At 63.6% G+C, this 22,365-nt stretch carries 19 protein-coding genes and 1 tRNA gene; 9 read left to right on the top strand and 11 right to left on the bottom strand.

Features of this window, described 5'->3' with window-relative positions:
* Positions 1-183: 183 nt before the first annotated feature.
* Both NKH97_RS14530 and NKH97_RS14525 read left to right on the top strand, forming a co-directional pair.
* A complete protein-coding gene (locus NKH97_RS14530) occupies positions 184-1,695 on the top strand; it encodes a UxaA family hydrolase (RefSeq protein WP_352439790.1) in 1,512 nt (503 codons plus the stop codon).
* Between the two features lie 68 nt (positions 1,696-1,763).
* Positions 1,764-2,510, top strand: a complete 747-nt coding sequence (locus NKH97_RS14525) for an SDR family NAD(P)-dependent oxidoreductase (RefSeq protein WP_128302814.1) — start codon at positions 1,764-1,766, stop codon at positions 2,508-2,510.
* A 14-nt stretch (positions 2,511-2,524) separates the two neighbouring features.
* Here NKH97_RS14525 and NKH97_RS14520 read toward each other — a convergent pair whose 3' ends face one another.
* The 6 genes from NKH97_RS14520 to NKH97_RS14495 form a co-directional block, all read right to left on the bottom strand.
* Complete coding sequence (locus NKH97_RS14520; RefSeq protein ID WP_128302813.1) at positions 2,525-3,430, bottom strand: dihydrodipicolinate synthase family protein; 906 nt, start codon at positions 3,428-3,430, stop codon at positions 2,525-2,527.
* 7 nt (positions 3,431-3,437) lie between these two features.
* Positions 3,438-5,150, bottom strand: coding sequence for an IlvD/Edd family dehydratase (locus tag NKH97_RS14515; RefSeq protein WP_352797493.1), 1,713 nt, complete (start codon positions 5,148-5,150; stop codon positions 3,438-3,440).
* A 14-nt stretch (positions 5,151-5,164) separates the two neighbouring features.
* A complete protein-coding gene (locus NKH97_RS14510) occupies positions 5,165-5,944 on the bottom strand; it encodes an SDR family oxidoreductase (RefSeq protein WP_128302811.1) in 780 nt (259 codons plus the stop codon).
* Between the two features lie 15 nt (positions 5,945-5,959).
* Entirely contained in the window at positions 5,960-6,910 is a 951-nt protein-coding gene (araH, locus tag NKH97_RS14505) for an L-arabinose ABC transporter permease AraH (protein WP_023811524.1), read from the bottom strand.
* Positions 6,911-6,920: 10 nt separating this feature from the next.
* Positions 6,921-8,432 (bottom strand): L-arabinose ABC transporter ATP-binding protein AraG, encoded by a 1,512-nt coding sequence (gene araG / locus NKH97_RS14500; RefSeq protein ID WP_352673253.1) that lies wholly within the window; start codon positions 8,430-8,432, stop codon positions 6,921-6,923.
* 70 nt (positions 8,433-8,502) lie between these two features.
* Entirely contained in the window at positions 8,503-9,492 is a 990-nt protein-coding gene (locus NKH97_RS14495; RefSeq protein ID WP_224698169.1) for an arabinose ABC transporter substrate-binding protein, read from the bottom strand.
* Between the two features lie 199 nt (positions 9,493-9,691).
* Here NKH97_RS14495 and NKH97_RS14490 point away from each other — a divergent pair, with 199 nt between their 5' ends.
* Both NKH97_RS14490 and dgoD read left to right on the top strand, forming a co-directional pair.
* On the top strand, positions 9,692-10,438 hold the full coding sequence (locus NKH97_RS14490) for a FadR/GntR family transcriptional regulator (protein ID WP_352774471.1): 747 nt from the start codon (positions 9,692-9,694) through the stop codon (positions 10,436-10,438).
* A gap of 7 nt (positions 10,439-10,445) precedes the next feature.
* Complete coding sequence (dgoD, locus tag NKH97_RS14485; RefSeq protein ID WP_352774470.1) at positions 10,446-11,594, top strand: galactonate dehydratase; 1,149 nt, start codon at positions 10,446-10,448, stop codon at positions 11,592-11,594.
* 192 nt (positions 11,595-11,786) lie between these two features.
* On the opposite strand, the gene NKH97_RS14480 is transcribed toward dgoD, so the two are convergent.
* Positions 11,787-11,862: transfer RNA gene (locus tag NKH97_RS14480), tRNA-Ala, on the bottom strand.
* 173 nt (positions 11,863-12,035) lie between these two features.
* Entirely contained in the window at positions 12,036-12,425 is a 390-nt protein-coding gene (locus tag NKH97_RS14475; protein WP_023811519.1) for a TIGR02300 family protein, read from the bottom strand.
* A 206-nt stretch (positions 12,426-12,631) separates the two neighbouring features.
* On the opposite strand from NKH97_RS14475, the gene aroA reads away from it, so the two are divergent.
* The 3 genes from aroA (at position 12,632) to rpsA (ending at position 16,802) form a co-directional block, all read left to right on the top strand.
* Positions 12,632-13,990 (top strand): 3-phosphoshikimate 1-carboxyvinyltransferase, encoded by a 1,359-nt coding sequence (gene aroA, locus NKH97_RS14470; protein ID WP_352797485.1) that lies wholly within the window; start codon positions 12,632-12,634, stop codon positions 13,988-13,990.
* 254 nt (positions 13,991-14,244) lie between these two features.
* Positions 14,245-14,895: a (d)CMP kinase gene (cmk, locus tag NKH97_RS14465; protein ID WP_352774466.1), complete on the top strand. Its 651-nt coding sequence runs from the start codon at positions 14,245-14,247 to the stop codon at positions 14,893-14,895.
* 209 nt (positions 14,896-15,104) lie between these two features.
* The gene (gene rpsA / locus NKH97_RS14460) at positions 15,105-16,802 is read left to right on the top strand and encodes a 30S ribosomal protein S1 (RefSeq protein WP_023811516.1); all 1,698 of its coding nucleotides are present in this window, start codon (positions 15,105-15,107) and stop codon (positions 16,800-16,802) included.
* Between the two features lie 113 nt (positions 16,803-16,915).
* Here rpsA and NKH97_RS14455 read toward each other — a convergent pair whose 3' ends face one another.
* The 3 genes from NKH97_RS14455 to NKH97_RS14445 all read right to left on the bottom strand — a co-directional run bounded on the left by NKH97_RS14455 (position 16,916) and on the right by NKH97_RS14445 (position 20,256).
* The gene (locus tag NKH97_RS14455; protein WP_352797480.1) at positions 16,916-17,623 is read right to left on the bottom strand and encodes an SDR family NAD(P)-dependent oxidoreductase; all 708 of its coding nucleotides are present in this window, start codon (positions 17,621-17,623) and stop codon (positions 16,916-16,918) included.
* Between the two features lie 186 nt (positions 17,624-17,809).
* Positions 17,810-19,411 carry a 5-guanidino-2-oxopentanoate decarboxylase gene (locus NKH97_RS14450; protein ID WP_352751704.1) on the bottom strand — a complete coding sequence of 534 codons (1,602 nt, stop codon included), beginning with the start codon at positions 19,409-19,411 and terminating at the stop codon, positions 17,810-17,812.
* The gene (locus NKH97_RS14445) at positions 19,408-20,256 is read right to left on the bottom strand and encodes a dimethylarginine dimethylaminohydrolase family protein (protein WP_128302804.1); all 849 of its coding nucleotides are present in this window, start codon (positions 20,254-20,256) and stop codon (positions 19,408-19,410) included. The genes NKH97_RS14450 and NKH97_RS14445 overlap by 4 nt, the downstream gene beginning before the upstream one ends.
* Positions 20,257-20,499: 243 nt before the next feature.
* Here NKH97_RS14445 and NKH97_RS14440 point away from each other — a divergent pair, with 243 nt between their 5' ends.
* Together NKH97_RS14440 and NKH97_RS14435 are read left to right on the top strand one after the other, a co-directional pair.
* On the top strand, positions 20,500-21,315 hold the full coding sequence (locus NKH97_RS14440) for an ABC transporter ATP-binding protein (RefSeq protein ID WP_352439802.1): 816 nt from the start codon (positions 20,500-20,502) through the stop codon (positions 21,313-21,315).
* Between the two features lie 54 nt (positions 21,316-21,369).
* On the top strand, positions 21,370-22,170 hold the full coding sequence (locus tag NKH97_RS14435) for a transporter substrate-binding domain-containing protein (RefSeq protein WP_352797475.1): 801 nt from the start codon (positions 21,370-21,372) through the stop codon (positions 22,168-22,170).
* Positions 22,171-22,365 lie beyond the last annotated feature (195 nt).

Below are 22,365 nucleotides of genomic sequence, written 5' to 3'. Positions count from 1 at the left end.
CAAACTCCGCCGCAAGGCGCACTCATTGCAAGCCACTCACCTAACCGATCCGCCGCAACGCCCTGCAGTCCAAGCCTTTCGCAACCGCACCTTGACCGCTGACATTCTGTTATATTAGTATTCTAAATCACTTTTGTCTCTCGACGCTCCTTGTCGGGGAGGCCTTCTTCAGAGTTTGGGTTCATGGCACGGTTCATCAAGCTGTCGGATATCGACAACATTCTTCTGGCGGTCGATCCGTTGAAGATCGGCGAAAAAGCCGGGGACGTGGCGGCCAGGGCACGCATACCGCGCGGGCACAAAATGGCCTTCCGCGACATCGGCTCGGACGAGCCGATCGTGAAATACGGCCAGACCATTGGTTTTGCGCGGGGATCCATCGTCGCCGGCGACTGGGTTCACGAGCACAATGTGTATCTGCGCAATTTCGAACGCGACTACGTCTTCGGCACCAATACCAGGCAAACCGAGGTCGTTGCCGAGGCCGAGCGCGCTACTTTCATGGGTTACCGCCGGCCGAGCGGCAAGGTGGGCACGCGCAACTTCATTGCCGTCCTGACCTCGGTGAACTGCTCTGCCAGCGTCGCCCGGTTCATCGTCGACGAGGTCAACCGGTCTGGCATCCTGCGCGACTATCCCAATGTCGACGGCATCATCGCACTCGTCCACGGCACTGGCTGCGGCATCGACACCAAGGGCCCCGCTTACGACCTGTTGAAACGGACGCAATGGGGCTTTGCCACCAACCCCAATGTCGGCGGCGTGCTGATGGTCGGACTCGGCTGCGAAGCGTTCCAGATCCCACGCTGGATGCAGTCGTACAACATCGAGGAGAGCACGATTTTCCGCACGATGACCATCCAGGAAACCGGCGGCACGCGAAAGACAGTCGAGGCCGGCGTCAAGGCGATCGTCGACATGCTGCCTACGGTGAACGCCGCCGAAAGGACTCCGCAGCCGGCCTCCGAACTGGTGCTTGCGCTGCAATGCGGCGGATCGGACGGCTATTCCGGCATCAGCGCCAATCCGGCACTGGGTGCTGCGGTGGACCTGCTTGTCGGGCAAGGCGGCACGGCCGTGCTCTCGGAGACGCCCGAGATCTATGGCGCCGAACATCTTCTCGCCTTGCGCGCCGAGAGCCGCGCGGTGGGTGAAAAGCTGATCGAGCGCATCCGCTGGTGGGAGGATTATACCGCCAGGCACGACATGGAGATGAACAACAACCCTTCGCCCGGCAACAAGCTGGGTGGGCTGACGACCATCCTGGAGAAATCGCTCGGCGCCTCCGCCAAGGGCGGCACCACCAATCTGCGCGCGGTGCTGGAATATGCCGAGCCGATCAACGAGCGCGGCCTCGTCTTCATGGATACGCCTGGCTACGATCCGGTCTCGGCCACCGGGCAGGTCGCCGGCGGAGCCAACATATTGTGCTTCACCACCGGCCGCGGTTCGGCCTTCGGCTGCAAGCCGACGCCCTCGATCAAGCTCGCCTCCAACAGCTTCATCTTCGAGCAGATGCGCGAGGACATGGACATCAATTGCGGAGACATACTGGACGGCGTCTCGCTGGCCGAGAAGGGCGAGGAGATCTTCGCCGAGATCCTGCGCGTCGCTTCCGGCGGGCGCACCAGGTCGGAAGCGCTCGGCTATGGCGACAACGAGTTCGTGCCATGGAGCCTCGGCGCGACGATGTAGCGATATCGCCCGCCTGCACAGGCCGGCCTTTATCCCGGAAGTAGCTCAAACGGAAAGAACCGCTCGACATGAACAGGATTGATCTTGACGGCCAGCACGCTGTGGTCACCGGCGGCGCCCAAGGCCTCGGCTTTGCGATGGCCAGACGCTTCGTCGCCTCCGGCGCGACGGTAACCTTGTGGGATCTCGATGAGGCTCGCCTCGAAACCGCCAAGAAGGAACTCGGCAACGCCGCCACGACAGAGATCGTGGACGTCGCCGATTGGGTGTCGGTGGACGCGGCGCGCGCCAGGACCGAAGAGCTGGCCGGCAACATTTCCATTCTGGTCAATTCCGCCGGAATCGCCGGCCCGGCCGTCCCGCTCGACGTCTACGACATCGAGACGTGGAAAAAGGTCATCGACGTCAACGTCAACGGTACGTTCTACGTCAATCGCGCCGTGGTTCCCGGGATGAAGGAGCGCAATTACGGGCGGATCGTCAACATCGCTTCGGTCGCCGGCAAGGAGGGCAACCCCAACGCCTCCGCCTATTCAGCCTCGAAGGCGGCGGTCATCGGCTTGACCAAGTCGCTCGGCAAAGAACTGGCGCAGTACGACATCGCCGTGAACTGCATCTCGCCGGCCACGGCACAGACGCGCATCCTTGAACAACTGACGCCGGAGCATATCGAATATATGCGCTCGCGCATTCCGCGCGGCCGCCTGTTGGAGGTCGATGAGGCCGCTGCCATGGTCGCCTGGCTCGTCTCCAAGGAGAACAGTTTTACAACCGCCTCCACGTTCGACCTGTCGGGTGGGCGGACGACCTATTGAAAGGCAGTTGACGTTCAGCCAGGCAACCGACCGAGACCAATCGCAAAGCGCTCCACCATCGCGAGGCCAGGCTCGCTGGGCCGCATCGCCGGAGCCCGGGCGTGTATCGGGATGCCTGCGCGGGCGCCGAACAGCCGCTTGCCATAGCAGATCAAGTTTTCGATGCCTTGCATGACGAAGACCGCTGCCGGCAACATTCTTGCATATTCAGCCTCGGCCGTGGCTTCGCCTCCGGCGCGGAACGCATGATAGGCGCGCACGGCATAGTCGGCGCAATCCGGCGCCAGGATCATGCCGCGGCAACCGATGCGGAAATTGTCGATCAGTTCCAGGCCGCCACGCCCGTTGAAAACCGGTATCCGGCCATCGGTGCGCTCGATCAGCCCGGCGATGTCGGTAACCGGACCCTCGCCCTTGATCAGCCTAACGTTGGGATACAGCGTGACGAGGTCGCGGATTTCGTCTGATGAAAGGCCGCGCCCGAAAAACGCCGGCGCGTTCTGGATCGCCACCGGCAGATCGGTCGCCTCGGCAACGCGGCCGAAGAACTTGATGTATTCCGGCGCACCATAGGACCCAACCGGCGGCGGCTGCAGGATCACCCAATCCGCTCCCACGCTTTCAGCATGGCGAACCTGTGCGACCTGCTCGGCCACCGAAGCGCCGAAGATGGTGAAAGCGAGTGGCACTTTTCCGTCGGTGTCTTCCGCCGTCCAGTCCATGATCGTCCGGCGCTCGGCCTCGGACAGCTTGGCGACTTCCGTCGCCAAGCCGAGCGCCGCCATGCCGTGCACGCCGCTCGCCAGGCAGATCTCGACCTGCCTGCGCATCGCCGCGCGGTCGAGTTTTTCGTTCTCATCAAAGAGCGCGTAGAGAATGGCGTGAATGCCGTGGAAATCATAAGGTTTGAATTTTGTCACGCGGACCTCAATGGCTTTCGCGTTGAATGGCGTGGCCACGGCATCCGACGAGAAAATCGAGGTCGGCGCCGCGATCCGCCTGCAGCACATAGTCGACGTAAAGACCCTGATAGCCGCCGCGCATAGCCGGCTGCGGCGGAGCCCAGGATGTCCGCCGCTTTGCGAGTTCCTGTTCTGACACGTCGAGATGCAGCTTCCTTGCTTCGACATCGAGCTCGATCATGTCGCCGCTCCTCACCAGCGCCAGCGGGCCGCCGACAGCGGCTTCGGGTGCGGCATGCAGCACGACGGTGCCGAAGGCGGTGCCCGACATGCGGGCATCGGAGATACGGATCATGTCGCGGACGCCTTGCTTCAACAGCTTCTGAGGCAGCGCCATGTTGCCGACCTCGGCCATTCCCGGATAGCCCTTGGGGCCGCAATTCTTCAGCACCATGATCGAGCCCTCGTCGATGTCCAGCAAGGGATCGTCGATGCGCGCCTTGTAGTCGTCAATGTCCTCGAAGACGACGGCGCGGCCGCGATGCTTCATGAGAGCTGGCGACGCGGCTGACGGTTTGATGATGGCGCCGTCGGGCGCCAGATTGCCGCGCAGCACCGCGATGCCGCCGTGCGATGTCAGCGCCTTGTCGCGCGGGCGGATCACCTCCGGATTGTAGTTTTGGGCGTCAGTGATGTTCTCGCGCACGCTCTTGCCGGTGACGGTCAGCGCATCGAGATCGAGCATGTCGGCGATCTCTTTCATGACGGCCGGAATACCGCCGGCGTAGCAGAAATCCTCCATCAGGAAACGGCCTGACGGCATCAGGTCGAGGATGGTCGGCACGTCGCGGCCATATCGATCCCAATCATCCAGGGTCAGCTCGGTGCCGACGCGGCCGGCGATGGCCAGGAGATGCACGACCGCATTGGTGGAGCCGCCGATCGCGCCATTGACGCGGATGGCGTTGGCGAAAGCTTTTCTCGTGAGGATAGCCGACGGGCGCAGATCCTCATTGACCATCACGACGATGCGCCGCCCCGTCATGCGGGCGATGCGGCTGCGGCGCGCGTCGACCGCCGGATAGGCAGCGTTACCGGGCAGCGCCAGGCCGAGCGACTCGACCATGGAAGCCATGGTCGAGGCCGTGCCCATGGTCATGCAGTGACCGGGCGAGCGCGACATGGCGCTCTCGGCATTGGCGAAATCCTGCTCGCTCATCACACCGGCGCGAACGTCTTCCGAAAATTCCCACACATCGGTGCCGGAACCGATTTCGTGGCCCTGGAAGCGGCCATTAAGCATCGGCCCGCCGGAGATGGCGATCGACGGCAGGTCGCAGGAGGCCGCGCCCATGACCAGCGACGGTGTGGTCTTGTCACAGCCGGCCATCAGCACGACGCCGTCCATCGGGTTGCCGCGGATCGCCTCCTCGACATCCATCGAGGCGAGGTTGCGAAACAGCATCGCCGTCGGCCGCAGATTGGACTCGCCGCAAGAGAAGACCGGGAATTCGAGCGGCAGGCCGCCGGCTTCCAGCACGCCGGCCTTGATGTGCTCGATCAGAGCACGGAAATGCACGTGGCAAGGCGTGAATTCGGAGAATGTGTTGCAGATGCCGATCACCGGACGGCCGTCGAAGGCATCGTCGGGCAGGCCGTTGTTCTTCATCCAGCTGCGGTGGATGAAGGCATCCTTGCCCAGCCCGCCGAACCAATGCTGCGATCGTCTCTTGGTCATGGTCTTTCCGGCGTTCAGGCGGGATGCTGCAGCTGGCTCAGCCCGCCATCGACGACGAGCGTCGCCGCGTTCATGAACGGGCATTCGTCGGAGATCATGAACACCGCAGCCCGCGCGATCTCGCGCGCCGTGGCGATGCGGCCGCCGGGATGCAGCGCCATGGTGTTGGCGCGTGCTGCGGCCGGATCGGCAAAGCTGTTCCAGTAGTCGATCGCCTTCTGCGTCTCGACATAGCCCGGCGCCAGCGCGTTCACGCGCACGCCTTGCGCCGCATATTCGAGCGCCAGCGATTTGGTCAGGCCGAGCAGCGCGTGCTTGGCGACGGGATAGGGGAAGGTGTGCGGAATGATGGTGAAGCTGTGCGTCGAGGCGATGTTGAGGATGGCGCCGCCGCCGCTTGTAATCATGCCCGGCAGCACAGCCTTGCTGCAATTCCAGGCGCCCTTGACGTTGACGTCGAAATTGCGGTTCCACTCTTCCTCGGTCGCCTTGAGCGGCGTCGAGAACACATTGACCCCGGCATTGTTGATCAGCGCGTTGATGTGGCCGATTTCGTCGGTCGCTTGGCCGACGGCAGTGGCAATCGCGGCTCCGTCGCTGATGTCGGCTGCCGCATGCCCGACATGGCCGTGCGGCGCGGCAAGGCCGGCGACGGCCTTGTCCAGCAGTGCGCCGTCGCGGTCGACGAGGAACAGTCTTGCACCTTCGGCAAGGCAGGCCTCGGCGATGGCCAGCCCGATGCCTTGCGCGGCGCCGGTCAGGAAGATGCGTTTGCCGGAAAGGCGCTCAGCCATTTTTGTCCCTCCAGCTTAGCGCCGGCCCAGTGCCGACGAGCGCAGATTGTCGAGCAGCACGGCCAGCAGCAGGATCACGCCACGTACGATGTACTGGTAGAAGGCCGGGATGTTGAGCAGGTTCATGGCGTTTTCGGCGATGCCCATGATCAGCACGCCGACGATGACGCCCGACATGGTGGCGCGGCCGCCGGCAAGCGAAACACCGCCGAGCACGCAGGCCGAGATGACCGAGAGTTCGAGCCCGACCGCCGCGTTGGGCTGGCCGGAGGTGATGCGCGACGCCAGCAGGATGCCGGCGATGCCGCAGACGACGCCCTGCAGCGCAAAAATCCAGATGCGCGTCCGGTCGACATTGACGCCGGCAAGACGCGAGGCCTCCGGATTGCCGCCGATGGCCAGCGTGTTCTTGCCGAAGACGGTGCGGTTGAGGACGAAGCCGAAGATGCAAAACAGGATAGCGAGCACCCAGACCGGCGTCGGTATGCCGAGCAGTTTCGAGAGCGCCAGCTGATAGAAATCCGAGCTGTTGATGCCGACGGCACGGCCGTCGGACGCGATCAGCGCAAAGCCGCGCACGATCTGCATGGTGGCCAGCGTCGTGATCAGCGCGTTGATGCGGAATTTGGCGATGACGACGCCGTTGATGAAGCCGACGAAAGCGCCGCAGGCGATTGCCGCCAGCAGGCCAAGCAGGATCGAGCCGGTGTAATTCGACGCCATCACAGCGACCATGCCGGCAAAGGCGACGATCGAACCGACCGACAGGTCGAAGTCGCGCGCGGCGAGGCAGAACATCATGGTGCAGGCGACGATGCCGACGGTGACCACCGACTGCAGCAGGCCGAGCATGTTGCGGTCCGTAAGGAAGTTCGGCACCAGAGCCGACACCAGCGCGAAGGCGACGACGAAGATGACGACGAGGCCCTGTTCGCCGAGCAGGATTTTTTTCAACTGGTCGGTCATGCCAAAGTCCTCAGGATGCGATCGCGTCGGGAGTTTTCTGATCGGGGAGAGCGGCGGCCAGGATCGCCCTTTCGGCGAACTGGTCGCGGGTGAGTTCAGCGCTGACGCGGCCACCGCACATCACCAGAATACGGTCGCAGATGCCCATCACTTCCGGCAGTTCGGACGAGACCACGACGATCGCCATGCCGTCCTGCGCAAGCTGGTAGAGCAATTCGTAGATTTCCGATTTGGCCCCTACGTCGATGCCGCGCGTCGGTTCGTCGACAATGAGAACCCGCACCCCTTGTTCGGACAGCCAGCGGCCAAGGATGACCTTCTGCTGGTTGCCGCCGGAGAGATTGATGATGTCCTGCTTGCGCGACGGCGTGCGCACCTTGAGCTTCTTGATGAAGGTTTCGGCGGTGGCGATCTCGCTGGCGCGGTTGAGCACGCCGAAGCGCGTGTGATGGCGCCGCGACGAGATGTTGATGTTCTCCTCGACCGAGCGGCCCTGGATGATGCCGTCATGCTTGCGATCCTCCGAGCACAGCACGATGCCGGCCCGGATCGTGCCACGCGGATCGGCGGCACGGACCAGCTTGCCGTCGACGGTGATGCTACCGCCCGAGCGCGGATCGGCGCCATAGACCAGCCGCATCAGTTCCGAGCGCCCGGCGCCGATCAGGCCGAAGAAGCCGACGATCTCGCCTGCCCTCGCCTCGAAACTGGCCGGCGTCTTCAGTTTGGGGCCGCTGAGAGCGTCGACCTTCAGGCGGACATCGCCTGCCCTGCGCGGACGAAAACCCCAGATGTCGGAGATTTCGCGACCGACCATTTCGGCGACGACCTGGTCGCGCGTGACACCCTTCAATGATGCATGATGCGCCGCGAGCTTGCCGTCGCGCAGCACGGTCAGGCTGTCGCAGAGCCGGAACACTTCGTCGAGCCTGTGCGAGACGTAGATGATGACCTTGCCCTCGCCGCGCAGGCGGTCGATCAGAGCAAACAGGATTTCGCTTTCGCGCGAGGACAGCGACGAGGTCGGCTCGTCCAGCGCGATGACGCGTGCGTCGAGCATGATCGCCTTGGCGATCTCGACCATCTGGCGTTCGCCGATGGACAGCGTCTTGACCTTGCGGCGCATGTCGATGTCGATGCCGGCCGATTTCAGCTTGGCGCCGACGTCGTCCAGCATCCGGCGGCCGGCGATGATGCCGGCGTTGGCGGGGAAACGACCGAGGCTGAGGTTTTCGGCAACGGTGAGTTCAGGAACGAGTTGCAGTTCCTGATGAATGACAATGACGCCATTGTCGAAGGCATCCCGGGTCGAGGTATAGGCCTGAATCCTACCGTCGATGCGGATCTCGCCCTGATCGGCATGCTGGTCGCCGGACAGTATCTTGATCAGGGTGGATTTGCCGGCGCCGTTCTCGCCCATCAAACCATGCACGGCGCCTTTGTCGACACCGAACGAGACGTCCGACAGCGCCTTGACGCCCGGATAGGTCTTGGTGACGTGCGAGAAGTCGAGAAAGGACACGGGCAGCGATCCTCTTATGGAATGGCAAACAGGCGGCGGGATGAGCCGCCGCCTGTTTGTACAGGGAGGATTATTCGATGCCGAGACCCTGGCGGACCTTCTGGTAGTCGTCGCGCTTGGCGAGTGCACCCGAGGTCAGGATCAGCTTCTCCGGTTCCTTGTTGTTGGCAACCCAGTCATACATGTTGAGCGCCGTCTCGTAGCCATGACGCTTCGGCGAGATGATCACGGTGCCGACGAAGCCGGTGGCCGTCGGCTTCTTGAACTCGTTGATCGCCGAATCCGCGCCGCCAATGCCAACACCGATCATGGCGTCCGCCGGAATGCCAACGCTTTCGGCTGCACGCACGGCGCCGAGCACCGCCTCGTCGTTGAGGCCGAAGGAGACCCACTTCTTGATGTCGGCATGGGCGTTGAGCACGACGGTCGCCGCGTTGAGGGCAGCTTCCGTGTCGGTCTTGGCCTGAGGGGCGTCGAAGATGTTCTCGGCCTTGAAGCCGTTTGCCTTCAGCACCGAGATGGCGCCTTCGACGCGATCGACGGCGGTCGGCAGTTGGTCATACGAGACGCGGATCGCGCCGACCTCGTCGGCCTTCCAGCCGCGCGCCTTCATTTCGTCGACGATCGCCTGGCCGACGGCTTCGCCGATCTTGGTGGCCGAAATGCCCATATGCGGCACGTCTTCCAGTGCCTTGCCGTCGGCGCCGACCAGACGGTCGTCGACAGTCATAAGCTTGAGATTGTTGGCGGCGGCCTTGGCGACGATGCCGGGGCCAAGCTTCACGTCCGGTGTGCAGACGATGAAGCCCTGGGCGCCCTGGGCGCCGAGATTGTCGATCGCCGACATCAGCTTCTCACCGTCCTCGGCACCGATCTTGACCAGGGTAAAACCCTTTTCCTTGGCGGCCTGGTCGGCGAACTTCCATTCGTCCTGGAACCACGGCTCCTCGGGCTGTTTGACGATGAAGCCGATCTTGGTGTCCTGAGCATATGCAGCGATGGTCGTGACGGACAGCACGGCAAGCGCGCCCGCGACGAGCGCGGTCTTTAGAAGTCGCATGATTTCCTCCCAGCGATAGACCGGGCGCTCAGCCCGGATGCCGGACTCTCTAATCGCTTTTATCATACTAGTCAATTGATCTGGTATGATAATTAATGTACATGCTCTGACCAGTGACCGCTGGCGCAATTGATCCGCATCCGTTAAGGCCGGACCGGTTGTGCGAAACCAGCGGTTCGCCGCCTTGGAGGAGGGCTGGGTGACCGGGACTTTGAAGAAACCGCAAGGTGACACAGCCACTCGCCGCCCGCGCGTCATGCCCGATGTGACCAAGGCAATGGCCTCAGACATCTTTTCCGGGCGCTACCCGGCCGGATCCTCCTTGCCGACCGAAAACGAACTCGGCGTCGAATATGGTGTCAGCCGCACTGTCATCCGCGAGGCCCTGAAAGTGTTGGCGGCAAAGGGGCTGGTGCTGTCGCGGCCGCGCGTCGGCACGATCGTCTGCAACGAGGACGACTGGAACATCATCGACCCGCAGGTGCTTGCCTGGCACGCGCCGCACGCGCTGGACGACAAGCTCTTCGACGCCATTCTTGAAACGCGCCGGGCCATCGAGCCGCTGGTTGCCGAACTGGCTGCCACGCGCGCGACGCTGCAGGAGATCGCCGATCTGGAGGCCGCCTGGCGCGGCATGGCCGGCGCCGGCGAGGATCTCGCCGCCTTCTCGCGCAGCGACATCGCTTTCCACCAGATCGTCTATGCCGCGAGCCACAACCCGATCTTTCGCCAGATCGGCAATCTCATCGACACCGGGCTGAAATTCTCGCTCGAGGCGACGGCGGTGATTTCGCTCGACCGGCGCATGGAGGCCGTGGCGGCGCACCGCGAGGTGGTCGAAGCGCTGCGCATGCGCAATGCCGAGGCGGCGCGTGGGGCCGCAAACAAGATCCTCGACCTCGCGGCGCGCGACCTCGTCAGCGCCAAGAAACTCAAAAGCAACTGAGACGCGCATGAAAATCATCTCGCTCACCACCTACATCGTCCCGCCGCGCTGGCTGTTCCTGAAGATCGAAACCGATGCCGGCGTCACCGGCTGGGGCGAGCCGGTCGTCGAAGGCCGGGCGCTGACCGTCGAGGCAGCGGTCAAGGAGCTTGGCGATTATCTCATCGGCAAGGACCCGCGCCTGATCGAGGACCACTGGACGGTGATGCATCGCGGCGGCTTCTACCGCGGTGGGCCGATCCTGATGAGCGCCATTGCGGGCATCGACCAGGCACTGTGGGATATCAAGGGCAAGGCGCTCGGCGTTCCCGTGCATGAATTGCTCGGCGGCAAGCTGCGCGACACGATCAAGGTCTATTCCTGGATCGGAGGGGACCGGCCGGCCGAAGTGGCCGCTGGTGCGAAGGAAATGGTTGCACGCGGTTTCCTGGCGTTGAAGATGAACGGCACCGAGGAACTGCAGATCGTCGACAGCCACGACAAGATCGACGCCGCTGTCGAACGCGTCGCCATGGTGCGCGAGGCTGTCGGACCCAACATCGGCATCGCCGTCGATTTTCACGGCCGCGTGCACCGGCCGATGGCGCGCGCCCTGGTCAAGGAGTTGGAGCCTTACAGGCTGATGTTCATCGAGGAACCGGTACTCAGCGAAAACCGAGAAGCGCTGAAGGAGATTGCCGCGCTTGGCTCGACACCGATCGCGCTCGGCGAGCGGCTCTACAGCCGCTGGGACTTCAAATCCGTGTTCGAGGAAGGCGTCGTCGACATCATCCAGCCCGATTTGTCGCATGCCGGCGGCATCACCGAATGCCGCAAGATCGCGGCGATGGCGGAAGCCTATGACGTCGCGGTGGCGCCGCACTGCCCGCTCGGGCCGATCGCGCTTGCCGCGTGCCTGCAGCTCGACGCAGTCAGCTACAACTGCTTCATCCAGGAGCAGAGCCTCGGCATCCACTACAATGCCGCCAATGACCTGCTCGACTACGCCGCCAACCAGGATGTCTTCCGCTACGAGGATGGTTATGTCGCCATTCCCGACGGCCCGGGCCTGGGTGTCGAGATCGACGAGGAGTATGTCAAGGAACGCGCCAAGGAAGGCCACCGCTGGCGCAACCCTGTCTGGCGCCACAAAGACGGCTCCTTCGCCGAGTGGTGATCGGGCTGGCTTTCAGTCTCCAAGCGCTCCATGAACAGTGAAGACTTTGTCCGGCGAGCAGTTGCTCTCGAGAAATGGCTGGTTCGTTCCGTTTGATGGGGGCGCTTTCAGCGGCGTTGCCTGAACTGACCATCAAACGCAGATGACCGCAGTACGGCACATTCATCGGCTGCGAATTGCAGAGGGACTGTTTGGTGGAGCCAATCGGGATCGAACCGACGACCTCTTGAATGCCATTCAAGCGCTCTCCCAACTGAGCTATGGCCCCACTTCCGGCAGTCAACCGGCGCCGTTTCCGGCGAAGAGATCCGGCGCGGGTTGGAGACCGCGCCGTTAGTGCAGGCGGCTTCTAACCCCGCCCTTCTCAGATATCAAGCCTTCAAGAGCCGCTTTTTCTTCGCAGGCCGCGAAAGCCTGCAAACGCCCGCTTTCAACGCCCGATCAGACCTCGTCGTCGTCGTCGCCGACGCCGATCATGTCGGCAACGTCGTCATCTTCTTCCTCTTCGTCGGCGAGGAAGGTGTCATCCTCGTCGTCGCCCAGGTCGACGTCATCCTCGTCGTCGCCGAGATCCGGCAGGTCGTCGCCCTTGGCGTCCTCGTCGGCCTCTTCAAGCGAGACGACCTCAACGCCCTCTTCTTCCTCGGCGTCCACTTCCTTCTCGGCCACTTCCTCTTCCTCCTCGAGAGCGGCAATCTTGCCTTCCTCGAAATAGGAACGCGGATAGGTCTTGCCGGTGTAGGGCGAGACGATCGGGTCCTTGTTCAGGTCGTAGAATTTTCGGCCCGTCTCCGGGTCGATACGTTTTGTGCCAAGTTCGGTTTTTGCCACGGCAAGCCTCGTCAATAAAAGAGTGGTCCCCTTAACCACAGTTTGCAGCGCTGTCAAAGCGAAAAGCCGGCGTCACAAAACCATACGTTGAAAGGCGTCGCGTCAGTGACGACCATGGGGGATGACCATTTCGGCCCGCCGTGATACGAGACCGCCGCAACAAATGAAAAGCGCCGGCCCGCCGGCATTCCGTCCAGGGAAATTCCATGTCTCACGCCGCCGCGCCCAAGCCGGCCACCGCCCGCCAATCCCCAGCCCTTTCTGGTATCGCGCGCGTGCCGGGCGACAAGTCGATCTCGCACCGCTCCTTCATGTTCGGCGGCCTCGCCTCGGGCGAGACCCGCATCACCGGCCTGCTCGAAGGCGAGGACGTGATGCGCACAGGTGCTGCCATGAAGGCTATGGGCGCACATATCGAGAAGAACGGCGACGAGTGGGTGATCCGCGGCACAGGCAATGGCGCACTGCTGCAGCCGGAAGGCCCGCTCGATTTCGGCAATGCCGGCACCGGCTCGCGGCTCACCATGGGCCTTGTCGGCTCTTATGACATGGAGACGACCTTCATCGGCGACGCCTCGCTGTCGGGCCGGCCGATGGGCCGCGTGCTGGAACCCTTGCGCCAGATGGGCGTGCAGGTGCTGAAGGCGACACCGGGTGACCGCATGCCGATCACGCTGCATGGGCCAAAGCATGCCGCGCCGATCACCTATCGTGTGCCGATGGCCTCGGCGCAGGTCAAGTCGGCGGTGCTGCTTGCCGGGCTGAACACGCCGGGCATCACCACCGTCATCGAGCCCGTCATGACGCGCGACCACACCGAAAAGATGCTCAGAGGATTCGGCGCGAACCTGTCGGTCGAAACCGACGAGCGCGGCGTGCGCCACATCTTCATCGAAGGACAGGGCAGACTGACCGGCCAGACCATCGCCGTGCCGGGCGACCCGTCCTCGGCCGGCTTCCCGCTGGTGGCCGCACTGATCGTGCCGGGTTCGGACATCACAATCGAAAACGTGTTGATGAACCCGACCCGCACCGGCCTGCTTTTGACGTTGCAGGAGATGGGCGGCAAGATCGACATCCTGAACCCGCGCAATGCCGGCGGCGAGGATGTCGCCGATCTGCGCGTGCGCTACTCCGAACTGAAGGGCGTCACCGTGCCGCCCGAGCGGGCGCCGTCGATGATCGATGAGTACCCCGTGCTTGCGGTCGCTGCCAGCTTCGCCGAGGGTGAAACGCTGATGCAGGGGCTGGAGGAACTGCGGGTGAAGGAATCCGACCGGCTGTCTGCCGTCGCCAACGGACTGAAGCTCAACGGCGTCGACTGCACCGAGGGCGAGGCTTCGCTTGCGGTGCGCGGCAAACCCGGCGGTAAGGGCCTTGGCGGCCATCCGAACGGTCAGGACACCACCGTGCAAACCCATCTCGACCACCGCATCGCCATGAGTTTTCTCGTGATGGGCCTGGCGACGGAAAAGCCGGTGACCATTGACGACGCCGCCATGATCGCGACCAGCTTTCCGGAGTTCATGGGCCTGATGAAGGCGCTGGGCGCGGAGATCGGCTAGTCGATGGCTTGGGACCAGACTGCAACGCTGGCGGGACAGCACCCCCCTCTGTCCTGCCGGACATCTCCCCCGCAAGGGGAGAGATTGGCGGCTTTGGCGCTCCATTCAATCCTGCAATATTGGCGATTGGCTAAGTCAGCGGTGATGGCTGATCTCCCCCCTTGCGGGGGAGATGTCCGGCAGGACAGAGGGGGGTGTGAAGAATCTCGGCGCCCGTCTTCTTCATCGCACCTGTCAATCGCGGCGGCCCGCCAATGACTCACACCTTCACCATCGCCATCGACGGCCCCGCAGGCGCCGGAAAAGGCACGCTGGCCCGGCGGCTCGCCGACCACTACCGGCTGAACCTGCTCGACACCGGTCTCACCTATCGCGCCGTCGCCTATGCGCTCATCCAGCACGCGCTGCCGCTCGACAATGTCTCGGCCGCCGAAACCGCGGCCCGCCAGGTCGATCTGGCGAAGCTCGACCGGGCGGTCTTGTCAGCGCATGCCGTCGGCGAGGCTGCCTCCAAGGTCGCGGTGTATCCGACGGTGCGGCGCATCCTCGTCGAAAAGCAGCGCGACTTCGCCAAGACGCCGCCGGGCGCGGTGCTCGACGGGCGCGACATCGGCACCGTTGTCTGCCCCGACGCCGACATCAAACTCTATGTGACAGCGAGCGCCGAGGTGCGGGCACAGCGCCGGCTGTCGGAGATCGAGAGCATCGGCGGGACCGCCGATTTCACCGAAATCCTCGCCGATATCGTGCGCCGCGACGAACGCGACATGAGTCGAGCGGACTCACCGTTGAAGCCGGCGGCCGACGCGCACTTGCTTGATACCAGCGAAATGGCTATAGAAGCCGCGTTTCTTGCAGCCATGGCGATCATAGACGACGTGCTGGCCAAAAGAGACAACGCCTGATCCGGGTTTTCCCTCGTATTTCCGTTGTCGGAGGCGAAGAAAATACCCATATCGGGCACGAACCAGCCTGCCAGCATTCTTCATGCGCCGGAATTGCCGTTTAAAGAGCGGCCCAGGGTTTTTGTAGCCCGGAACGCCGGTAGGCCAAACGCAACGCTAACCCACGGCGCCCGTCCCGCTTTTAGATGCGGGGCACTCCAGGAGAAACAATGTCAGCTGCAAATCCCACTCGCGACGATTTCGCGAGCCTGCTCGAAGAATCTTTTACCGCCGGCCATTCCGGCGAAGGTCAGGTCGTCAAGGGCATCATCACCGCCATTGAAAAAGACATGGCTATCATCGACGTCGGCCTCAAGGTCGAAGGCCGCGTGCCGCTGAAGGAATTCGGCGTCAAGGGCAAGGACACCACCCTCAAGGTCGGTGACACCGTCGAAGTCTATGTCGAGCGCATCGAAAACGCGCTTGGCGAAGCGATGCTTTCACGTGAAAAGGCCCGCCGCGAAGAGAGCTGGGTCCGCCTGGAAGAGAAGTTCACCAAGGGTGAGCGCGTCGAAGGCGTCATCTTCAACCAGGTCAAGGGCGGCTTCACCGTCGACCTCGACGGCGCCGTGGCCTTCCTGCCGCGCAGCCAGGTCGATATCCGCCCGATCCGCGACGTCTCCCCGCTGATGCACAACCCGCAGCCGTTCGAGATCCTCAAGATGGATCGCCGCCGCGGCAACATCGTGGTGTCGCGCCGTACCGTGCTTGAGGAGAGCCGCGCCGAACAGCGTTCGGAAATCGTGCAGAACCTCGAAGAAGGCCAGGTTGTCGAAGGCGTCGTCAAGAACATCACCGATTATGGTGCGTTCGTCGACCTCGGCGGCATCGACGGCCTGCTGCATGTCACCGACATGGCATGGCGCCGCGTCAACCATCCGACCGAAATCCTCAACATCGGTCAGACGGTCAAGGTGCAGATCATCCGCATCAACCAGGAAACCCACCGCATCTCGCTCGGCATGAAGCAGCTCGAGAGCGATCCGTGGTCCGAGATCGGCACCAAGTTCCCGATCGGCAAGAAGATCAAGGGTACCGTCACCAACATCACCGACTACGGCGCGTTCGTCGAACTGGAGCCGGGCATCGAGGGTCTCATCCACGTTTCGGAAATGTCGTGGACGAAGAAGAACGTGCATCCCGGCAAGATCCTGTCGACGACCCAGGAAGTCGACGTGGTGGTGCTCGAGGTCGATCCGGCCAAGCGCCGCATCTCGCTCGGCCTCAAGCAGACGCTCGAGAATCCGTGGCAGGCTTTCGCCTCGAGCCATCCGGTCGGCAGCCAGGTCGAGGGCGAGGTCAAGAACAAGACCGAGTTCGGCCTGTTCATCGGCCTCGAAGGCGACGTGGACGGCATGGTGCACCTTTCCGACCTCGACTGGACCCGTCCGGGCGAGCAGGTCATCGAAGAGTACAATCGCGGCGACATGGTCAAGGCGCAGGTGCTCGACGTCGACATCGACAAGGAGCGCATCTCGCTCGGCATCAAGCAGCTGGCCAAGGATACGGTCGGCGAAGCGGCGACTTCAGGCGAACTGCGCAAGAACGCGGTCGTCACCTGTGAAGTCATCGGCGTCAAGGATGGCGGTCTGGAAGTGCGGCTGGTCGACAGCGGCATCGAAACCTTCATCAAGCGCTCCGATCTGAGCCGTGACCGCGACGAGCAGCGCCCCGAGCGCTTCACCGTCGGCCAGAAGGTCGACGCGCGCGTCATCGCCTTCGACAAGAAGACCCGCAAGCTGCAGGTCTCGATCAAGGCGCTGGAAATCGCCGAAGAGAAGGAAGCGGTCGCTCAGTACGGCTCGACCGACTCCGGCGCTTCGCTGGGCGACATCCTGGGTGCCGCGCTGAAGAAGCAGGGCAGCTAAGCCCTTCGCACCGCGAAGCCCTTCGAAGCGAAGTTTTCGCACAGGCTCGAAAACAAAACCCCGCCGGAGCGATCCGGCGGGGTTTTTCTTTGACCGAGGTAAAGGTTGGAAGGTTACGCCCTGCCGTAAAGCGGCACCAGCGTACCACTCATCGCCTGGTTGGCCGGCGAGGCAAGGTAGGCGATGGCCTCGGCGGCGGCTTCGAGGCTGACCCATCTGGTGACGTCGGCATCCGGCATGTCGGCACGGTTGGCCGGCGTATCGAGCGTCGACGGCGCCACCGCATTGACCAGGATACCCCTGTGCTTCAGCTCTTCGGCCACCGCCACCGTCATGGCTGCCACTGCCGCCTTGCTGGCGGCGTAAGCGACCATGCCGGCGCCGCGCCGCGGGTCGAGCCCGGCGCGCGCCGTGACGTTGACGATGCGGCCCGCCGTGTCCGACGACAGCATCGAGCGGATCGCGGCGCGGCAGCACAGGAAGGCGGTGCGCGCATTGGTGTCCATCATCTCGGCAAAGGACGCCGACTCGATCTTTTCAACAGGTGCCGAGGTGAAGCCGCCGGCCAGATGGATCGAGCCCCAAAGGCCTGGAACCTGGCTGTAGAACGCTTCGACCTTGGCAGGGTCCGAGAGATCGACGTTGTGCACCAGCTGGACACGGTCATGCGTGGTAAAGGGGAAATGCGTGGGGGCGGCAGCATGGGCGTTGGGCACATGGCAGATCGCGCCGTCACTCAGCAGTTTGCCGACAACCGCACCGCCGAGCGCACCGGTTCCACCGGTCACGACGATATGCTTGCCTTCAAGTGTTTCCGTCATCTTGGACGCTCCTGTCATTTTTTTGTCGTTAGGTCGTTTCTGTGCCGCCGACGCGAAGCGTCGCGCCTTTTGCGCCATCACTCAATTGACATCTCGACATGGCAGTTGTCGCGTCTTTGCATGCGTCCGCCCACCGGCCGGCCGTGGTTCAGGGCCGTCGAGACGGGAAATACGTAGCACCGTCCTTCAGTCAACCGTGATTTCGATGACGCGCGGCAGTCCGGTGGCCCGGGCGCGCTTCAACGCGTCCGCGAGAGCGTCGATATCGGCAAGCCGTTCGGCGCCGATGCCATAGGCCTCGGCCAGCTTGCAGAAATCGGGCGGCGCCGGCGATACGCCGACGGGCTCGACACCGACATCGAGCATGGAGGTTTCGATCTCGCGGTAGCCTCTGTTATTCCAGACGATGAAGATGACCGGCGCCCGCGCATCGAGCGCGGCGCCCAACTCCGGCAGCGTGAACTGGAAGCCGCCGTCGCCGGTCAGGCAGACAACCGGCGCATCGGGTATCGCAAGGGCCGCGCCAATCGCCGCCGGCGGGCCATAGCCGAGCGCGCCGAAGCCGGTGGCGGCATTGAACCAGCCGCCTGGGCGGTCGTGGTCGTAATAGAGGTTGGCCGCATAGATCGGCTGCGTCGAATCGCCGACGATGAGCGCGCCCGGCAAGGTGTCGCGGATCATCTCGACGGCACGCACTTGCGCCTGCAGGGTCGGATTGAGCTCGGCAAAGGCTGCTTTTCGTGTAGCAGCGGCGCGCGACGGACCGCCCTCGCTTGCCCGGACATGGCCCGTTTCCAGAAGCAGCGCTTCGAGCGCCTCGGCGCAATCGGCCTGGATCGAAACGGTTGCCGGGCGGCGGGCAATCTGGTCCGCGCCGATATCGATGCGGATCAGATTGGCGGGCAGGACGAAGCCGCCATCGCTGTAGCCGTCATAGTCGGTCGGGCCGAATTCGGTGCCGGCGGCAATGACCAGATCGGCTTCGGCCATCAGCGCCCGTACTGTCTTCAGGCTGGGACTGGCCGGCACGCAAAGCGGATGACCATGCAGCAGGCCGCGCGCATTGGTGGTCTGGACGACCGGCGCTCCCAGCCGCTCGGCCAGACGCCGCAATGGCGCCCCGGCGCGTTTGGCGCCGCCGCCGACCAGGATCAGCGGGCGGCGCGCGGCAGCGATGAGTTTGGCCGCGCTGGCAATTGCGGCACCTTCCGGCGCGGGTGGCGTCACATTGCTCAGCATGGCAGCGATGCCATCCGCCGGCTTGACCATGACGTCGGTCGGGATCTCGATATGCACCGGGCCGGGCCGGGCCAATGAAAACAGGGCGAAGGCCTGCGCCAGAGCAGCGGGCAATTCGCTGGCCTCGGTGACGCGCTTCGAAAACAGCGCCACCTTCTCCATCATGCCGCGCTGATCCGGCAGTTCATGCAGATGGCCGAGGCCCTTGCCCAGCGTCGGCATGGCGTTGACGCCGGATATGACCAGCATCGGCACCGAATCAGCGCGTGCCTGCCCCATGGCGGTGATGGTGTTGGTCAGCCCCGGTCCGGTGATGACGAAGGCGACGCCCGGCCTGCCGCTGGCGCGCGCATAGCCATCGGCCATGAAGCCGGCGCCCTGTTCGTGACGCGGCGTGACGTGGCGGATCTTCGAGCGCGCCAGCCCGCGGTAGAGCTCGACCGTGTGGACGCCCGGAATCCCGAACACCGTGTCGACGCCATGCGCTTCGAGCAGCGAAATCAACGCCTCCCCGACCGTCGTCCCAGTGGTGGCCCCAGTGGCGATCATTGGCGCAGCACCGGGCGCGTCAGGCAGGTCGGACCGCCCTCGCAGGCGATGCAGAGCGCATCCGCATCGAAGGTGGCGACCGTGCAGCCGGCCGCTTCCATGGCGGCCGCCGTCCTGGGAAAGCCGGCAACGGCAATGATCTGGCGCGGCGCGGTCGGCAGCACATTGAGACTGAGCCCGCTGGAGGCGAAGAACTCGTCGGCATCGCCCTCGACCAGCTTGATGCCGCGCGCCCGCAGCATCTGGTAGAAGGCGGCCGGCAGCAAGGGCGCATAGACCAGCGCCAGATCGTCGGCGAGCGGGCTGATCACCGACATCAGATGCAGGCAGGCTTCCTCGCCGTGCCAGAGCGGCAGATCGAAACCGAAGACCGAAATGCCCTTAGGCGAGAGCAGGTTCGAAAGCTGCTGGATGCCGTCCTGGTTGGTGCGTACGCCACGACCGACGGCCAGCGTGGTTGCGTCGACCCAGACACAGTCGCCGCCTTCCACCTGGCCCGGATCGTCGATCCGGCCGAGAATGGGGATCCCCATGCGCTTGTAAGCTGCCTCGTGCAGACCGGGCTCGGCACGGCGCAGCGCCTTGCCCATCGAAAGGATAATCGCGCCATGATCGGTCATCAGCGACGGATCATGGGTGAAGACGGAATCGGCCAGCCCGTCATCGGCGTCCGTCAGCCATTCGATCTCGGCGCCGGAAGCCGCGACCATGCTGGTCAACTGCTCATGCTGGGCCGCGGCCTTCTGCGGATCGAACCCCGGACCATAGTGCCATTCCTGTGCCCTGGCATGACGCATGGCGCTCGTGGCGGACCGCATCAACACGCGTTTCAGGGGTCCGGCCATGGACTGCGACCCGTATGATTTGCCCACTAAATTCTCCCTGAACGTCGGTTGGCGCACTAACCACTACAGCAAGCTGTGATCAATAGTCCAAAAACCATGGTTGACGGAGGCAAGCGGAACGGTCCATCCTGAGCATGGGAACTCTGTCCAGTGACGGGTAATGGGTAAAAGATACCAGCAGCGACGAGCTCGAACGCTCCGCGGAGCGTGGAAGGAATGACGGCCATAAGCGCCGCATCCGGGATGACAGCGCAAAGCGCCGCACCCGCATTGAAACATACGGCGCAGGACGGCGCCGCCGAAGCCATCCATGTCGAGAACCTGCACAAGAGATTCGGTGAGCTGCATGTGCTGAAGGGCGTCTCGCTGTCGGCGCGCGACGGCGAGGTCATCGCCATAATCGGCGGCTCGGGCTCGGGCAAATCGACCCTGCTGCGCTGCATCAACTGCCTGGAAAACCCGACGAGCGGCATCATTCGCGTCAATGGCGAGGAGATCAAGCTCAAGGCCGACAGCCATGGGCACACGGTTCCGGCCGACCGCAAGCAGATCGAACGCATCCGCTCCAAGCTTGGCATGGTGTTCCAGAACTTCAACCTTTGGAGCCACATGACGCTGATCGAAAACGTCATCGAGGTTCCCGTACATGTGCTTGGCATCAAGCGCGATGTGGCGATCGACGAGGCCGAAAAGCTGCTCGCCAGCGTCGGTCTGGCCGAAAAGCGCGACGTCTATCCGGCCTATCTGTCGGGCGGCCAGCAGCAGCGCGCGGCGATCGCCCGGGCGCTGGCCATCAATCCGCGCGTCATGCTGTTCGACGAGCCCACCTCCGCACTCGATCCCGAGCTGGTCGGTGAGGTGCTGAAGGTGATCGGCGACCTGGCGCGCGAAGGCCGCACGATGGTGCTGGTCACCCACGAGATGAAGTTCGCCCGCGAGGTCGCGACGCATGTCGTCTATCTCTACAATGGATTGGTCGAGGAAGAAGGCCCGCCCGAGCAGATCTTCGGCGCGCCCAAATCCGAAAGGCTGAAGCAGTTCATCCGCAACATCGGCTAGGACAGGCCGGGACGGAAGAAAACCGGGAACCAACAACAAACTGGGAGTCGTGACATGAAGACTGTTCTGAAAACATTCGCCGCAGCGCTGCTGCTCGGCGTCGCCGCCATGGGCATGGCCAAGGCCGATCCGGTCAAGATCGGCGTCGCCGCCGAGCCTTATCCGCCCTTCACCTCGCCCGATGCTTCGGGCAAGTGGGTTGGCTGGGAGATCGACTTCATCGATGCCGTCTGCGCCGAGGAGAAGCTCGATTGCGTCATTACCCCGGTCGCCTGGGACGGCATCATCCCGGCACTGACGACCAAGAAGATCGACCTCATCGTCTCCTCGATGTCGATCACCGCCGAACGCGCGAAGACGATCGATTTCTCGGACAAGTACTATAACACGCCGACCGCGATCATCGGCCCCAAGGACCAGAAATTCGGCTCCGCCCCGGACGACCTCAAGGGCAAGATCGTCGGCGTGCAGGTTTCGACGGTGCACGCTGTCTACGCCAAGAAGCACTTTGGCAGCACAGCCTCGGAGATCAAGGAATACCAGACCCAGGACGAGGCCAACAACGATCTGGCCGCCGGCCGCCTCGATGCGGTTCAGGCCGATTCCATCGCGCTTGGCGAGTTCCTGAAATCCGACCAGGGCAAGGCCTGCTGCGACTTGAAGGGGATGGTCGCTCCTGACGACGAAGTGCTCGGACCGGGCGTCGGGGCCGGCGTGCGCAAGGAAGACACCGAACTGAAGGGCAAAATCAACGCCGGCATCAAGGCGATCCGCGCCAACGGCAAATATGACGAGATCTCGAAGAAATACTTCGATTTCGACATTTACGGCGGTGGCGGCGCACAGTCGAACTGACGATCCTCGTATGAGCGGTGGGGCATGGCGCCAGCGCCATGCCCCCTGCTCGATCTTTCCCAGGCATGTTTGCCGCCGACGCAGCCGTCGGCGGTTGGCCAGCACTTCGGGGGCGACGCTGATCGACGCACTTCTTTCGGCCTCCGCGGCCGGCATCACCGAGCTTCTCTCGCCCTACCCGCCAGGCTGGGGCGG

Origin of the sequence: Mesorhizobium sp. M0870 (assembly GCF_040319775.1) — a bacterium.
GTDB lineage: Bacteria > Pseudomonadota > Alphaproteobacteria > Rhizobiales > Rhizobiaceae > Mesorhizobium.
The sequence above is the reverse complement of the archived record's forward strand: the minus strand, read 5'-3'. Positions and strand labels throughout refer to the sequence as shown.